This window comes from Cellulomonas sp. KU4C, assembly GCF_056868065.1.
Map to the genome: position 1 here is coordinate 1,498,297 of NZ_CP200322.1, position 14,975 is coordinate 1,513,271.

Consider the following 14,975-nt stretch of genomic DNA (forward strand, 5'->3'; position numbering starts at 1 on the left):
CCTCCGGTTCACCCGTGCAGGGCAGGCTCGTCACCTGCGCTCCCTAGCGTCGGCGTCACCGGCGCGCACAGACGGGTGCGCGCTGCGCCACGACAGGACGGAAACACTGTGAAGCTCAACCGCGGTCGTACGGGTGCCCTCGCCCTCGCAGGCGTCGTCGCCCTCTCCCTCACGGCATGTGGTTCGGACAACCCGACCGGCGCGACGACGGAGACCTCCGGTGGCGACACCGCCGCGAGCTCGCTGTCCGGCGAGCTGGTCGGCGCCGGTGCGTCGTCGCAGGAGTCCGCGATGGAGGCCTGGCGTGCCGGGTTCCAGAGCGCGAACCCCGACGTCACGGTCTCGTACGACCCGGTCGGCTCCGGTGGCGGCCGCACCTCGTTCCTCGAGGGCTCCACGGCGTTCGCCGGCTCGGACTCGGCCCTGGACGAGGAGGAGCTGGTCACCGCCCAGGAGCGCTGCTACGGCACCTCCGCGGTGGACCTGCCGGTCTACGTCTCCCCGATCGCGGTCGTGTTCAACCTCGACGGCGTCGACAGCCTGAACATGTCGGCCGCCACGATCGCGGGCGTCTTCAACAACACGATCACCACGTGGAACGACCCGGCGATCGTCGCGGAGAACCCCGACGCGACCCTGCCGGACCTGGCGATCACCCCCGTGCACCGCCTCGACGAGTCGGGCACCACCAAGAACTTCACCGACTACCTGTCCAAGGCGTCGGGCGGCGTGTGGACCGAGGAGCCCTCGGGCGACTGGGCCCTCGAGGGCGGCGAGTCCGGCCAGGGCACGTCCGGCCTGGTGCAGACCGTCCAGTCCGGCCAGGGGACCATCGGCTACGCCGACTTCTCCAAGGCCGGCGACCTGGGCGTCGCGTCGATCAAGGTCGGCGAGGAGTGGGTGGCCCCGTCCGAGGAGGGCGCCGCGACCGCGCTCGACGTCTCCCCGCGCGACGACTCCCGCGCCGAGGGCGACATCGTGATCAAGCTCGACCGCGAGACCACCGAGGCCGGCGCCTACCCGATGGTCCTCGTGTCCTACCTCGTCGCCTGCCAGGCGTACGAGACGCAGGAGGAGGTCGACCTGGTCCAGGCGTTCCTCACCTACGTCGCGTCCGCCGAGGGCCAGTCGGCGTCCGAGACCGCCGCGGGCTCCGCGCCGATCTCCGACGCGCTGCGCACCGACGTCCAGGCGTCGATCGACGCGATCACCGTCGCGTCCTGACCCACCGGGCGGGGACGGCGGCCGCGACCCGGCCGCCGCACCCGCCCGGGCCACGGCCGGTCCGCCCTCGGGCGGGCCGGCCCTCGGCGCGAAGAACGCCCTCTCTCCTCCCCCTCCCCCTGGAGACAGCGTGACCAGCACTCAGCCCCGCCCCGCGGGGTCCCTCGACCCGGCGGCGCCCCCCGGCGCGACCGCGAAGCGCCTGCGCTCCGGCCACGGCGACCGCGGTGGCAGCCGCGTGTTCCGCTGGGTCTCGACCGCCGCGGGCGTGCTGATCCTCGTGATCCTCGCCGCCGTCGCGATCTTCCTGGTGCAGCGCGCGTGGCCGGCGCTCACCGCGGACGCGGCGGTGCTGTCGGACAAGATCAGCTGGTTCCCGGACGACACGAGCCTGCTCGGGTTCATCGGGCCGCTGGTGTTCGGCACGCTGCTCGCCGCCGCGGTGTCGCTGCTGATCGCGACACCGATCGCCATCGGGATCGCGCTGTTCATCTCGCACTACGCGCCCCGGCGCCTCGCGAGCGCGCTCGGCTACGTGGTCGACCTGCTCGCCGCGATCCCGTCGGTGGTCTACGGCCTGTGGGGCGGCCTGGTGCTCAGCCCGGTCGTGCAGCCGGTGTGGGAGGTCCTGGGCCGCTGGTTCGGCTGGATCCCGTTCTTCAGCGGCACCGTGTCGCCGACCGGTCGCGTGATGATGACCGTCGCCGTGGTGCTCGCCGTCATGATCCTGCCGATCATCACCGCCATCTGCCGCGAGGTGTTCCTCCAGACGCCCCGCCTGCACGAGGAGGCCGCCCTGGCCCTCGGCGCCACGCAGTGGGAGGTCGTGCGGATGGCCGTGCTGCCGTTCGCCCGGTCCGGGATCGTGTCCGCCGCGATGCTCGGCCTCGGCCGCGCGCTCGGCGAGACGATGGCCGTGCTGATGATCCTGTCGCCCGGGTTCCTCTACTCGTTCCAGCTCCTCGCCGCAGGCCAGCAGCAGACGATCGCCGCCAACATCGCGGCGCAGTTCCCGGAGGCGAACCAGACCGGCGTCGCCACGCTGATCGCCACCGGCCTCGCGCTGTTCGTCATCACCCTGGCCGTGAACATGGCCGCCCGCGCGATCGTCGCGCGGCGCAAGGACTTCTCGGGGGCCAACTGACATGACGACCACGACCCCCGCCCCGCAGTCCCCGGAGACCGGCTCCGCGTCCCTGCGCGAGCTGCTGCAGACCACCGACACCCGGCGCCGCCGCACCGACGTCACGATGCGGGTGCTCATCACCGCGGCGTTCGTGCTCGCGATGCTGCCGCTTCTGTCCCTCACGTACACCGTCGTGTCCAAGGGCATCGGCCGGCTCGACGGCTACTTCCTGCTCAACTCGATGCGCGGCGTCTTCGGCGGGATGGACGCCGGCGGCATCTACCACGCGATCGTCGGCACGCTGGAGATCACGCTGTTCGCGGCGCTGATCTCGGTGCCGATCGGCCTGCTCGCCGCGATCTACCTGGTCGAGTACGGCGGCGGCAAGACGCTCGCCAAGGTCATCACGTTCCTCGTGGACGTCATGACCGGCATCCCGTCGATCGTCGCGGGCCTGTTCGCCTACGCCCTGTTCGCGCTGCTGCTCGGCCCGGGTGCGAAGTTCGGCATGATCGGCTCGGTCGCGCTGTCCGTGCTGATGATCCCGGTGGTGATCCGGTCCAGCGAGGAGATGCTGCGGCTCGTCCCGAACGAGCTCCGCGAGGCGTCGCTCGCGCTCGGCGTGCCGCGCTGGCTGACCATCATCAAGGTGGTGCTGCGCACCTCGGTCGCCGGACTGACCACCGGCGTGATGCTCGCGATCGCCCGTGTCATCGGCGAGACGGCCCCGCTGCTGCTCACCGTCGGCGTGGTCGACTCGATCAACTTCAACCTGTTCGAGGGCCGCATGATGACCCTGCCGGTCTACGTGTACCGGCAGTACTCTCAGGGTCTGGTCCCGTGCTCCCCGGGCGACGCCGCCTGCATCCCGGACATCAACTTCCAGCGTGCCTGGGCCGCCGCGCTCACGCTGTTCCTCATCGTGATGCTGCTGAACCTCGTCGGCCGCCTCGTCACCCGGTTCTTCGCCCCGAAGATCCGCTGACGGCGCCTCCCCCTTCCCCCTCCCCGACAGACCTCCCAAGGAGACCGAGATGGCTCAGCGCATCGACGTCAAGGACCTCAACATCTTCTACGGCAGCTTCCGCGCCGTCGCCGACGTGAACATGGCCATCGAGCCCCGCTCGGTGACCGCGTTCATCGGCCCGTCCGGCTGCGGCAAGTCGACCTTCCTGCGCACCCTCAACCGCATGCACGAGGTCATCCCCGGCGCGCGCGTCGAGGGCACCGTCGCGGTCGAGGGCGTGGACCTGTACGGCTCGGACATCGACCCGGTCGCCGTACGGCGCCAGGTCGGCATGGTGTTCCAGCGGCCCAACCCGTTCCCGACGATGTCGATCGCGGAGAACGTCCTGGCGGGCATCCGGCTGAACAACCGGAAGATCTCCAAGAGCGACGCGAACGACCTCGTCGAGCAGTCGCTGCAGGGCGCGAACCTCTGGAACGAGGTCAAGGACCGCCTCGACCGCCCCGGCTCCGGCCTGTCCGGCGGCCAGCAGCAGCGGCTGTGCATCGCCCGCGCCATCGCCGTGAAGCCGCAGGTGCTGCTCATGGACGAGCCGTGCTCCGCGCTCGACCCGATCTCGACGCTCGCCATCGAGGACCTGATCGCCGAGCTCAAGTCGCAGTACACGATCGTGATCGTCACCCACAACATGCAGCAGGCGGCGCGCGTCTCCGAGAAGACGGCGTTCTTCAACATCGCCGGCACCGGCCAGCCCGGCCGGCTGATCGAGATCGACGACACCGCCACGATGTTCTCGTCGCCCAAGGAGCAGGCGACCGAGGACTACATCTCCGGCCGCTTCGGCTGAGCCGCGGGGGGTCCGCCGGGGCGACGTGACGGGAGGGGATCGTCGCCCCGCGGGGGCCGGTACGACGCAGGCCCTGCCCGGGCGACCGGGCGGGGCCTGCGGTGCGTCCGGGGCCACCTAGTCGGCCGGTGCCGGCGGACCTGGGTGGTGCCTGAGTGGTGCACCGGGCCGTCTAGCGTGGCGGCGCGCCGGCGTCGCGGGACTGGAGGGTACCGCCGCCGACCGGCCGGGACGCAGCAGGCCCCGTCCGGGGTGACCTGGACGGGGCCTGCTGCCGATCCGCGCGTTACGGGGCGGTGGTCGGCTCGGCGGTCGGGGCCTCGGTCGGCGCGGGCTCCTCGGTCGCCTGCGTCGTCATCTCGGGCTCGGGCTCCGGCGTCGGGACCAGGTCCGTGTACTCCGGGAGCGTCCCGTCGAGCACCGGCACCTGCACCGTCTGGGTGCCGCCGGCGCCGGTCGCGATCGTGACCTCGGTCGTGGCGCCGGGGGCGTCGGGCGTCTCCAGGACGACGTCCTCGCCGTCCTGCCCGCCGAGCAGCACCGTCTCGCCCGCCGCGACCCGCACGCGCTCGGTGGACCCGGTGGTGGACACCTCGACGGTCAGGGCGTCGTCGCCGCGGTTGGTGAAGGCGCCCTGCAGGGCGGCGGGGCCGTCGGCCGCCTCGGCGACGAGCAGCAGGTTCTCCGCGGTGAGGTCGCCGAGGGTCGCGCGGACGCCGTCGGACGCGGCGTACGGCTTCTCGGTGGTGATCTGGTTCGTCACGGAGCAGCCGGACAGCACGGCCGCCAGGACGGCGGCGCCGATGACGACGGGGCGGGCGGACGAGCGGCTGCGGGCCACGGTGACTCCTCGGTGCGAGCGGGGGCTGGCGCGTCGGTGCGCGCAGGGGTCGGGCGCACGCGCGCGGCGTGCTGCGCCGAGCCTACGTGGGGCGGGGCGCGGCGCGCACGAGCGTCCCGCCGAGGGCGACGAACCCGCTGGTCAGGCGCGCGCCACGGGGGTGCCGGAGGTCGCACGGGGGCCTGGTCGCAGACTAGCCACGCCGGGCCCGTCCAGCACCACCGCCACGCGGCGTGTCGGATCGCTGACGCGGCACGCAACGCGCTGACCTGCGCAAACGCTGGAGATCTCCACCAAGTCCCCCCGAGTCCGCGTGGTAGACTGGCCGTCCGCGAAAGGGGACACCTGCAGATGACTTTCACTGTTGGGGAGACGGTTGTCTACCCGCACCACGGTGCAGCGTTGATCGAGGAGATCAAGACCAGGACCATCCGCGGCGAGGACAAGATCTACCTCAAGCTGAAGGTCGCCCAGGGTGACCTGACCATCGAGGTGCCGGCGGAGAACGTCGACCTCGTGGGTGTGCGCGACGTCGTGGGCCAGGAGGGCCTGGAGCGCGTGTTCGACGTGCTGCGCGCCCCGTACACGGAGGAGCCGACCAACTGGTCGCGCCGCTACAAGGCCAACCTCGAGAAGCTCGCCTCCGGCGACGTGATCAAGGTCGCCGAGGTCGTGCGCGACCTCTCCCGCCGGGACGCCGACCGCGGCCTGTCGGCCGGGGAGAAGCGCATGCTCGCCAAGGCCCGTCAGATCCTCGTCTCGGAGCTCGCGCTCGCCGAGCACACCGAGGAGGAGAAGGCCGAGGCCATCCTCGACGAGGTGCTCGCGTCCTGACACCGGACGCCTGACCTCACCGAAGCCCCGCACCCCGACCCGCGTGCCCACCGCCGCCGTCCTCACCGCCGCCGGCAGCGGCACGCGGCTCGGGCTGCCCGGGCCGAAGGCCCTCGTCGAGCTCGCCGGGGTGCCGCTGGTCGTCCACGCCGCCCGACGCCTCGCTGCGTCGGGCGTCGTGCTGTCCGTGGTCGTCACCGTCCCGCCCGGGCGCGGCGGCGGGTTCCGCGCGCTCCTCGGCGGCCCGGTCCGCCCCGGGATCGGGATCCCGGTGACCGTCGTCGAGGGCGGCGGCTCCCGCCAGGCGTCCGTCGCGGCCGGCCTCGCGGCGCTGGCGGACGACGTCGACGTCGTCCTCGTGCACGACGCCGCCCGCGCCCTCGCCAGCCCCGCGCTGATCCGGTCCGTCGAGGCGGCGGTCCGCGCCGGGCACCGCGCCGTCGTCCCGGGGCTGCCGGTCGCCGACACCATCAAGCAGGTCGGCGAGCCCGTCGACGGGGCCGCACCCGTCGTCGCCACCGTCCCGCGCGCCACGATGCGCGCCGTGCAGACCCCGCAGGGCTTCGACCGCGCGCTCCTCGACGCCGCGCACGCCGCCGGTGCGCACCGCGCCGCCGACGAGACCACCGCGGCCACCGACGACGCCGCGCTGGTCGAGGCGCTCGGCGAGCAGGTCTGGGTCGTCCCCGGCGAGGAGTCCGCCATGAAGATCACCACCACCCGGGACCTCGCGGTCGCCGAGCTGCTGGCCCGCACCGACGGCGCGGCGGTGCGGTCGTGAGCGGCGGCGGCCTCCCGCGCGTGGGCACCGGCGTCGACGTGCACGCCTACGACCCCGACCCCGCGCCCGACGCCGTGCTGCACCTCGCGGGCCTCGCCTGGCCGGGGGAGCGGCCCCTCGCCGGGCACTCCGACGCCGACGTCGCCGCGCACGCCGCCGCCGACGCGCTGCTCGCCGCCGCGGGGATCGGGGACCTCGGGTCGCAGTTCGGCACCTCGCGCCCCGAGTGGGCCGGGGCGGCCGGGGTCGTGCTCCTCGCCGAGGCCGCCCGCCTGGTGCGCGTGGCGGGGTTCACGATCGGGAACGTCGCGGTCCAGGTGATCGGCAACCGCCCGAAGATCGGCCCCCGCCGCGCCGAGGCCGAGGCCGCGCTGTCCGCCGCGGCCGGCGCCCCGGTGTCCGTCTCCGCCACGACCACCGACGGCCTCGGCCTCACCGGCCGCGGCGAGGGCGTCGCCGCCATCGCGACGGCCCTGGTCGCCCCACCCGCCTGAGCCCCGGCCCTCCCGCCCGCGTGCCCGCGCGCCACGCGCCACGAGAGGTCACGACACGCGGGCGGGGTGCCTCGGTGGTCAGCGTGTCGTGACCTCTCGCCGCCCGCGCCGGGCTCAGCGCCGGGTCGCGGGGCGGGCGCGTCGGCGAGATGGCAGTGCGCGCCTGCGCGGGGCGCAGGGTGCAGAGGCGCGGAGTGTCATCTCGGCGCCGGGGTGGCCGCGGGCGCGGGCGCGGGGGTGGGCGTGGCGGCGGGCGCGGGTTCGGTGGCGCGAGCGGGGGTGGTGGGGGTGCGGGGTGGGCGGGTGGCGTAGAGGACGCCGCCGACGATCAGCGCGCCGAGGGCGAGCTCGCCGGCGGCCGGGTGCTCGTCGAAGATCAGCCAGGACGCCGCGATGCCCACCACCGGGACCAGCATGGAGAACGGGGCCACCACGCCGGAGGGGTGCCGGGCCAGCAGCGTCGTCCAGATGCCCGACCCCACGACCGTCGCGACCAGCACCGTGAACGCCAGCCCGGCCAGGGCCCATGCGGCGGTCGGCGTGCCGAGGGTGGTCAGCGAGCGGCCGATCGCCGCGGGGCCGTCGACGACCAGCGACAGCGCGAGCATCGGCAGCGGCGGCACGACGGACATCCAGAGCATGAACCGCAGCGGGCTGTCGGGGTGCGCCTGCCGGCTCGACACGTTGCCGAACGCCCAGCCGAGCCCGCCGCAGAGCGTCAGCACCACCGGCAGGAGCCCGGCGGATGCCCCGGCGCCCGCCCGCAGCAGCGCGATCCCGGCGAGCCCGCAGATGGCGACACCGACGCCCACGGCCTGCCGGACCGTGATCCGCTCGCGCAGCCACGCGGCGCCGAGCAGGACGGTGAACGGCGCGGACGCCTGGAGCACCAGCGACGCCAGGCCCGTGGGCATGCCGGTGTCCATCGCCAGGTAGAGGAACGCGAACTGCAGCACCCCGAACCCGATGCCGTAGCCGACCAGCCAGCGCACCGGCGCCTTCGGTCGGGGGACCAGCAGGATCGTGGGGACCGCGAGCACCGCGAACCGCAGCGCGACGAGGAAGAACGGCGGGAACTGCTCGAGCGACAGGTGGATCGCCGGGAAGTTCAGCCCCCAGAGCACGGCGACGAGGAGGGCGAGGAGGCGGTCGCGCAGCGGCATGCCCCGATGGTCGACCCCGCCGACCGTCCAGCACCAGCGAGAAGATCAGCAGCGACGTTGTAGCGTCGCTTCATGGACACCCGGCACCTCGCGACCCTCCGGGCCGTGCGCGACCACGGCGGCGTCACGGCCGCCGCGCGGGTCCTGCACCTGACGCCGTCGGCCGTCTCGCAGCAGCTGCGCGGGCTCGCGCGGGACGTGGGCGCGGAGGTCGTGGAGCGGGTCGGGCGCGGCGTGCGGCTGACCGGTCCGGGCCTGGCCCTCGCCGAGGCGGCGCTCGACGTCGCGGTGGCGCTCGAACGGGCCGAGGCCGCGGTCGACGCGTTCCGGTCGGCGCCGCACGGGCTGGTGCGGGTGGCGGCGTTCCAGTCCGGCGCGGAGCTGCTGCTCCCCGGGCTGCTGCGCCGGGTCGCGGGGCTCGACGGGGTGCGGGTGGAGCTCGGGGACGAGGACGTCGCCCAGGCGGACTTCCCGGCGCTCACCGCGGACTTCGACCTGGTCGTGGCGCACCGCCCCGACGACGCCCGCCGCCCCGACGACGCCCACCGACCCCACGACGTGCACCCCTGGCCCGGCGACGTCCTCGCCGTCCCGCTGCTGCGCGAGCCGCTGGACGTCGCCCTGCCCCCGGGGCACCGGCTCGCGGACCGTGACGTCCTCACCCCGGCGGACCTGGTCGACGAGCCGTGGATCGCGGTGCGGGAGGGGTTCCCGGTCGCGGGGGTGCTGGAGGCCGTCGGGGTCGCGGCCGGGGCGCCCCTGCGGGTGGTGCAGCGGTTCAACGACTTCGGTGTCGTGGAGGCCCTGGTCGCCGCCGGGCACGGCGTCAGCCTGCTGCCCCGGTACACCGCGGGGCGGCGCGGCGCGGTGCTGGTCCCGCTCGCGGGAGTGCGCGCCGGGCGCCGGGTGGACGTCCTGGTGCGCCCCGACCGGGCCGAGCGGCGGGTGGTGCGCCGGGTGCTGGACGCCCTGCGCGCCGAGGCCGCCCGGTTCGACGGGCCGCCCGACCCCGGTCCGGGCGCCCGCGACCGGTAGCCTTGACCCTCGTGAGCCTGCGCCTGTTCGACACCGCCACCCGTGAGGTGCGCGACTTCGTCCCCGTCGTCCCGGGCAAGGTCGGCATCTACCTGTGCGGTGCGACCGTGCAGGCGCCCCCGCACATCGGCCACGTGCGGTCGGTCGTGGCGTTCGACGTGCTGGTCCGCTGGCTGCGCCGCACCGGGCACGACGTCACGATGGTCCGGAACGTCACCGACGTGGACGACAAGATCCTGGCCCGGTCCGCCGAGGCGGGCGTCGAGTGGTGGGCGTGGGCGATGCAGAACGAGCGCGCCTTCACCTGGGCGTACGACGCGCTGGGCGTGCTGCCCCCGACGTACGAGCCCCGGGCCACGGGCCACGTGCCCGCGATGGTCGCGCTGATGGAGCGCCTGGTCGAGACCGGGCACGCGTACCGGGCGGGGGAGGGCGACGTCTACTTCGACGTCCGCTCGTTCGCCGAGTACGGCGCGCTGACCAGCCAGCGGCTGGACGACATGGCGCCCGCCCCCGACGGCGGCCCGACCGACAAGCGCGACCCCCACGACTTCGCGCTCTGGAAGGCCGCCAAGCCCGGCGAGCCCGCGACCGCGGCGTGGGACACCCCGTTCGGCCGCGGCCGGCCCGGCTGGCACCTCGAGTGCTCCGCGATGGCGCAGCGGTACCTGGGCGACACGTTCGACATCCACGGCGGCGGCCTGGACCTGCGGTTCCCGCACCACGAGAACGAGCAGGCGCAGTCCCGCGCGGCCGGGTACGGGTTCGCCCGGTACTGGCTGCACAACGGCTGGGTGACCCAGTCGGGCGCCAAGATGAGCAAGTCGCTGGGCAACGGGCTGCTGGTCAGCACGCTGCTCGAGACGGTGCGTCCGGCCGTGCTCCGCTACGCGCTGACCGCCGTCCAGTACCGCTCGATGCTGGAGTGGACCCCGGACACGCTCGCCGAGTCGGAGGCCACCTGGGACCGGCTGGCCGGGTTCGTGGACCGGGCGGTCGAGGTCGTCGGCGTGGTGCCCGCGGAGGAGCTCGCCGCGGCCGACCTGCCCGAGGCCTTCGGTGCCGCGCTCGACGACGACCTCAACGTCCCGCAGGCGCTCGCGGCCGTGCACGAGCACCTGCGTGCCGGCAACACGGCCCTGGCCGCGGGCGACCACGCCGCGGTCCGCGTCGAGCTGGTCGCGGTGCGCGCGATGCTCGACGTGCTCGGCCTGGACCCCGCGGGCGCGCAGTGGGGCGCCGCCCGCACCGACGACCGGCACGCGACCGCGCTCGACGCGCTCGTGCGCGCGGAGCTCGACGCCCGGGCCGCGGCCCGGGCCGCCCGTGACTGGGCCACCGCGGACGCGATCCGCGACCGACTCGCGGCCGCCGGTGTGGCCGTCGAGGACAACGCCACCGGCGCGCGCTGGTCTCTCGTCGCGCGCCAGACCACTGAGGACGAGGACTGATGGCCGGGAACTCCCAGCGCCGGGGCGCGACGCGCAAGCCGGGCAGCAAGAAGGGCATGTCCGTCGGTTCCGGCGGCAACAGCCGACGCGGGCTCGAGGGCAAGGGCCCGACGCCCAAGGCCGAGGACCGCGCCTGGCACCCCGCGGGCAAGCGCAAGGCCGCCGCCGAGCGCCGCGCCGCGACCGGGACGGGGCGCCCGTCGGGCAACCGGCCCACGGGTCGCGGGGGCGCGGCCGCGGGCCGGGCGCGCGGCGCGGGGGCGACGGAGGTCGTCTCCGGGCGGAACTCCGTCGTCGAGGCGATGCGCGCCGGGATCCCGGTGTCCGCCGTCTACATGGCGACCCGTCTGGAGGCGGACGACCGCACGCGCGAGATCCTGCGCACCGCGGCCGACGCGGGCTACCCGCTGCTGGAGGTCACCAAGCCGGAGCTCGACCGCCTCACCGACGGCTCCGTGCACCAGGGTGTCGCGATCCAGGTGCCGCCGTACGACTACCGGGACGTCGAGGACCTGCTCGACATCGCCGCGGCGAGCGACCGCGCGCCGCTGGTAGTGGCGCTCGACGGCGTGACCGACCCGCGCAACCTCGGGGCCGTGCTGCGGTCGGCGGGAGCGTTCGGCGCGCACGGCGTGCTCGTCCCCGAGCGGCGGTCCGCGGGCGTGACGGCCTCGGCCTGGAAGGTCTCCGCCGGCGCCGCCGCGCGGGTGCCGGTGGCGCGGGCCACCAACCTGGTGCGCGCGCTGGAGCGCCTGCACGAGGCGGGCTGCTTCATCGTGGGCCTCGACGGCGGCGGCGAGGTCACCGTCGGCGACCTGCCGTACTCGACGGACCCGCTGGTGCTGGTCGTCGGCTCCGAGGGCAAGGGCCTGTCCCGCCTGGTGCGCGAGCACTGCGACGCGATCGCGTCCATCTCGATCGCGTCCGACGTCGAGAGCCTCAACGCCGGCGTCGCCGCGGGCATCGCGCTCTACGAGGTCGCCCGGCAGCGCCAGGCCTGACACCGCAGGTCACCGGCCCGCACCCCGTCCTGGGGTGCGGGCCGGTGCGCGTGGCCGGACGATGGGCCGCATGACTGCTGACAGCACCGACCCCGTCGCCACCGTCGCCGCGCTGCTGCGCGACCACCGCCTGGGCGTCCTGACCACCGTCGCGCCCGACGGCACCCTGATCGCCCGCCCGATGGCGCTGCAGGAGGTGGAGTTCGACGGCGACCTGTGGTTCTTCGCGGAGCGCGGGTCCCGCAAGGCCGCGCACGTCGCCGCGCACCCGGGCGTGAACGTCGCGGTCGGCTCCGGCGCGACGTGGGTGTCGCTCGCGGGGACCGCCGAGGTCGTCACCGACGTCGCGAAGAAGCGCGAGCTGTGGAGCGCCGCGGTCGAGGCGTGGCTCCCGGAGGGGCCGGACTCCCCGGAGTCGGTCCTGCTGCGGGTGCGCGCCGACTCGGCCGAGTACTGGGACGCGCCCGGCGGCCGGGTGGCGACGCTGCTCAGCTTCGTGAAGGCGAAGGTCACCGGCGACCGGCTCGAGGGGACGAACGAGACCGTCGAGCTTCTGACGGGCCCGCCCGGGGTCAGTCGCGGACGACCGGGATGGTGTCCGTGTCCTCGCGGAGGTCCGCCGCCGAGACGCCGAGCACCGACTCCTCGTCGGGGCGGTTCGGCAGGATGTCCTGCACGTAGGACGCGACGGCCTCGCGCATCGGGACGTCCCGGCCCTGGCCCTCGGACAGGAACCACCGGTGGTCCAGCAGCTCGTGGTACAGCTGCGCGGGCTCGAAGCTTGGGCGCAGGGCGCGGGGCACGGCGCGGACGGCGGGCTCGAACACCTCGGTGAGCCAGTCGTGCGCGACGAACGTCTCGTCGTCGTTCTGCCGGTCGGTCGCGGCGCGGAACTGGTCGAGGTCGTTGAGCAGCCGGCGGGCCTGGTTCTCCTGCACGTCCAGGCCGGTGAGCCGCATGAGCCGGCGGGAATGGTGCCCGGCGTCGACGACCTTCGGCTGGATCCGCACGGAGGTGCCGTCGAGGTCGGTGGTGATGTCGAGCTCGCCGACGTCGAAGCCGAGGTCGTTCAGCCGCTCGATGCGGGCCTGCACGCGCCACCGCTCGTTCAGGCCGAACGACTCGGCGGTGGTGAGCGCGGTCCAGAGCTCGTGGTACCGCTCGACGAGCATCTCGCCGATGGCGACGGCGTCGACCTCCTCCTCGAGGAACTCGCCGGCCTGCAGGTCCATCAGCTCGCCGATGATGTTGACCCGCGCGACCTCGAGGTCGTACGACCGCTGCCCGACGGTGAGCGTGTCGTGCAGGTCGCCGGTCTCGGCGTCCACGAGGTACGCGGCGAACGTCTCGGCGTCGCGGCGGAACAGGGTGTTCGACAGCGACACGTCGCCCCAGTAGAACCCCGCGAGGTGCAGCCGGACCATGAGGACGGCGAGCGCGTCGATGAGGCGCGTGGCGGTGTCGGGGCGCAGCGCCTGGCTGAACAGGGCGCGGTACGGCAGCGAGAACCGCAGGTGCTGGGTGATCAGCACGGCCTCGAGCGGCTCGCCGTCGGGGGAGGTGCGGCCGGTGATGACGCCGACCGGGTCCACGCTCGGCACGTCGAGCTTGCTCAGCTGCCGCAGCAGCTCGTACTCGCGGTAGGCGACGGTCTCGCCGATCTCCTTGATCGCGATGACCCGCCCCGACAGCCGCGCGAACCGCACGGTGTGCCGGGAGATGCCGCGGGGGAGCGCGGCGAGCTGGTCCGCGGGCCAGTCGGCGAGCGGCACGTCCCAGGGCAGGTCGAGGAGCGCCGGGTCGGGCGCGGCCGCGGTGATCTGCAGGCGCGTGCGAGGAGTCATGGAACCGATTCTCCCATCGGACGACGACGGGGCGGGACCGCGTACGTGCCGGTCCCGCCCCGTCGTCGTGGAGGTGCTGTGCGTCAGACGGAGATGCGCTCGCCCGAGCCGGCGTGGAACAGGTGCTGCTCGCCGGTGCGGATGCGGACCCAGATCTGCTCGCCCTTGGCGGGGACCTGGCGGGGGTCGACGCGCACGATGACCTGCGAGTCGCCGGCACCGGAGGTGACCGACGCGGCGCCGGCCTCGCCCACGAGGGCGCCGTAGACGAACGCGTCGGAGCCGAGCTCCTCGACGATGTTCACGACGACCGGCAGCGCGTCCGGGGTGCCCTCGGGGACGACGTCCAGCGCCTCGGGGCGGAACCCGATGGTGATGGAGCTGTTGTCGTCCGCGGCGAGCTGGCCCAGGGCCGAGCGCGGCACGGCGATGCCGGCGGAGCCGACCGTCGCGACGCCGTCGACCAGCGGGAAGGTGCCGATGTTCATGGCCGGGGAGCCGATGAAGCCGGCGACGAACACGTTGGCCGGGGTGTCGTACATGTCGCGCGGGGTGCCGACCTGCTGCAGGAGGCCGTCCTTGAGGACCGCGATGCGGTCGCCCATGGTGAGCGCCTCGGTCTGGTCGTGCGTGACGTAGACCGTGGTGACGCCCAGGCGGCGCTGGAGCGAGGCGATCTGCGTACGCGTCTGGACGCGGAGCTTGGCGTCGAGGTTCGACAGCGGCTCGTCCATGAGGAACACGCGCGGCTGGCGGACGATGGCGCGGCCCATCGCGACACGCTGCCGCTGGCCGCCCGAGAGCGCCTTCGGCTTGCGGTCGAGGTACTGGGTGAGGTCGAGGATCTTGGCGGCCTCCTCGACGCGGGTGCGGATCTCCGCCTTCGGGGTGCCGGCGATCTTGAGCGCGAAGCCCATGTTGTCGGCGACCGTCATGTGCGGGTACAGCGCGTAGTTCTGGAACACCATCGCGATGTCCCGGTCCTTCGGCTGGACGTCGGTGACGTCGCGGTCCCCGATGAGGATCCGCCCGCCGTTGACGTCCTCGAGGCCCGCGAGCATGCGCAGGGAGGTGGACTTGCCGCAGCCCGAGGGGCCGACGAGGACGAGGAACTCGCCGTCCTCGATGTGCAGGTCGAGCGCGTCCACCGCGGGACGCTCCGTGCCGGGGTAGACCCGGGTGGCCTTGTCGAACGTGACCGTAGCCATGGTTCATCGATCCCTTCACCGGCAGGTACGTGCCGGACGATCCGTCGTGAAGAGTGTCAGAGTGTCTTCGCTGACACGGGTCGAGGGAGGTCGGGCGACCCCCCTCGGTCCACGGTCATCCTGCCACAGAAGGCTGACCGGCGGGGATGGCCGCCGGTG

General features: G+C 74.1%; 14 protein-coding genes and 1 pseudogene. 11 read left to right on the forward strand and 4 right to left on the reverse strand.

Annotated features, from left to right (window positions below; translation table 11 throughout):
- The first annotated feature begins 108 nt into the window (after positions 1 to 108).
- The 4 genes from AC1VL8_RS07125 to pstB all read left to right on the forward strand — a co-directional run bounded on the left by AC1VL8_RS07125 (position 109) and on the right by pstB (position 4,164).
- Positions 109 to 1,224 (forward strand): phosphate ABC transporter substrate-binding protein PstS, encoded by a 1,116-nt coding sequence (locus AC1VL8_RS07125; RefSeq protein ID WP_483074667.1) that lies wholly within the window; start codon positions 109 to 111, stop codon positions 1,222 to 1,224.
- A gap of 130 nt (positions 1,225 to 1,354) precedes the next feature.
- Complete coding sequence (gene pstC / locus AC1VL8_RS07130; RefSeq protein ID WP_483074668.1) at positions 1,355 to 2,368, forward strand: phosphate ABC transporter permease subunit PstC; 1,014 nt, start codon at positions 1,355 to 1,357, stop codon at positions 2,366 to 2,368.
- Position 2,369: 1 nt separating this feature from the next.
- Entirely contained in the window at positions 2,370 to 3,335 is a 966-nt protein-coding gene (gene pstA, locus AC1VL8_RS07135) for a phosphate ABC transporter permease PstA (RefSeq protein ID WP_483074669.1), read from the forward strand.
- 49 nt (positions 3,336 to 3,384) lie between these two features.
- Positions 3,385 to 4,164 carry a phosphate ABC transporter ATP-binding protein PstB gene (pstB, locus tag AC1VL8_RS07140; protein ID WP_389232989.1) on the forward strand — a complete coding sequence of 260 codons (780 nt, stop codon included), beginning with the start codon at positions 3,385 to 3,387 and terminating at the stop codon, positions 4,162 to 4,164.
- A 286-nt stretch (positions 4,165 to 4,450) separates the two neighbouring features.
- Here pstB and AC1VL8_RS07145 read toward each other — a convergent pair whose 3' ends face one another.
- Complete coding sequence (locus tag AC1VL8_RS07145) at positions 4,451 to 5,005, reverse strand: hypothetical protein (protein WP_483074670.1); 555 nt, start codon at positions 5,003 to 5,005, stop codon at positions 4,451 to 4,453.
- A gap of 351 nt (positions 5,006 to 5,356) precedes the next feature.
- On the opposite strand from AC1VL8_RS07145, the gene AC1VL8_RS07150 reads away from it, so the two are divergent.
- The 3 genes from AC1VL8_RS07150 to ispF are packed head-to-tail and all read left to right on the forward strand — an operon-like array spanning position 5,357 to position 7,114.
- Positions 5,357 to 5,839 (forward strand): CarD family transcriptional regulator, encoded by a 483-nt coding sequence (locus AC1VL8_RS07150; RefSeq protein ID WP_122148867.1) that lies wholly within the window; start codon positions 5,357 to 5,359, stop codon positions 5,837 to 5,839.
- A gap of 43 nt (positions 5,840 to 5,882) precedes the next feature.
- Positions 5,883 to 6,620 (forward strand): 2-C-methyl-D-erythritol 4-phosphate cytidylyltransferase, encoded by a 738-nt coding sequence (gene ispD, locus AC1VL8_RS07155; protein WP_389232983.1) that lies wholly within the window; start codon positions 5,883 to 5,885, stop codon positions 6,618 to 6,620.
- On the forward strand, positions 6,617 to 7,114 hold the full coding sequence (ispF, locus tag AC1VL8_RS07160) for a 2-C-methyl-D-erythritol 2,4-cyclodiphosphate synthase (RefSeq protein WP_483074671.1): 498 nt from the start codon (positions 6,617 to 6,619) through the stop codon (positions 7,112 to 7,114). The genes ispD and ispF overlap by 4 nt, the downstream gene beginning before the upstream one ends.
- A gap of 197 nt (positions 7,115 to 7,311) precedes the next feature.
- On the opposite strand, the gene AC1VL8_RS07165 is transcribed toward ispF, so the two are convergent.
- Positions 7,312 to 8,277 carry an EamA family transporter gene (locus AC1VL8_RS07165; RefSeq protein ID WP_483074672.1) on the reverse strand — a complete coding sequence of 322 codons (966 nt, stop codon included), beginning with the start codon at positions 8,275 to 8,277 and terminating at the stop codon, positions 7,312 to 7,314.
- Positions 8,278 to 8,349: 72 nt separating this feature from the next.
- On the opposite strand from AC1VL8_RS07165, the gene AC1VL8_RS07170 reads away from it, so the two are divergent.
- The 4 genes and pseudogenes from AC1VL8_RS07170 to AC1VL8_RS07185 form a co-directional block, all read left to right on the forward strand.
- Positions 8,350 to 9,312, forward strand: a complete 963-nt coding sequence (locus AC1VL8_RS07170) for a LysR family transcriptional regulator (RefSeq protein WP_483074673.1) — start codon at positions 8,350 to 8,352, stop codon at positions 9,310 to 9,312.
- A gap of 11 nt (positions 9,313 to 9,323) precedes the next feature.
- Positions 9,324 to 10,763, forward strand: coding sequence for a cysteine--tRNA ligase (gene cysS, locus AC1VL8_RS07175; RefSeq protein ID WP_483074674.1), 1,440 nt, complete (start codon positions 9,324 to 9,326; stop codon positions 10,761 to 10,763).
- Positions 10,763 to 11,764, forward strand: coding sequence for a 23S rRNA (guanosine(2251)-2'-O)-methyltransferase RlmB (rlmB, locus tag AC1VL8_RS07180; protein WP_483074675.1), 1,002 nt, complete (start codon positions 10,763 to 10,765; stop codon positions 11,762 to 11,764). Before cysS ends, rlmB begins: the two co-directional genes overlap by 1 nt.
- 70 nt (positions 11,765 to 11,834) lie before the next feature.
- A pseudogene (locus tag AC1VL8_RS07185) lies at positions 11,835 to 12,278 on the forward strand (pyridoxamine 5'-phosphate oxidase family protein); the annotation flags it as partial.
- A gap of 58 nt (positions 12,279 to 12,336) precedes the next feature.
- Here the strand turns inward: AC1VL8_RS07185 and AC1VL8_RS07190 are convergent.
- Both AC1VL8_RS07190 and AC1VL8_RS07195 read right to left on the reverse strand, forming a co-directional pair.
- Positions 12,337 to 13,608: a DUF4032 domain-containing protein gene (locus AC1VL8_RS07190; RefSeq protein ID WP_483074676.1), complete on the reverse strand. Its 1,272-nt coding sequence runs from the start codon at positions 13,606 to 13,608 to the stop codon at positions 12,337 to 12,339.
- Positions 13,609 to 13,691: 83 nt separating this feature from the next.
- Positions 13,692 to 14,816: an ABC transporter ATP-binding protein gene (locus tag AC1VL8_RS07195; protein ID WP_483074677.1), complete on the reverse strand. Its 1,125-nt coding sequence runs from the start codon at positions 14,814 to 14,816 to the stop codon at positions 13,692 to 13,694.
- Between the last annotated feature and the right edge of the window lie 159 nt (positions 14,817 to 14,975).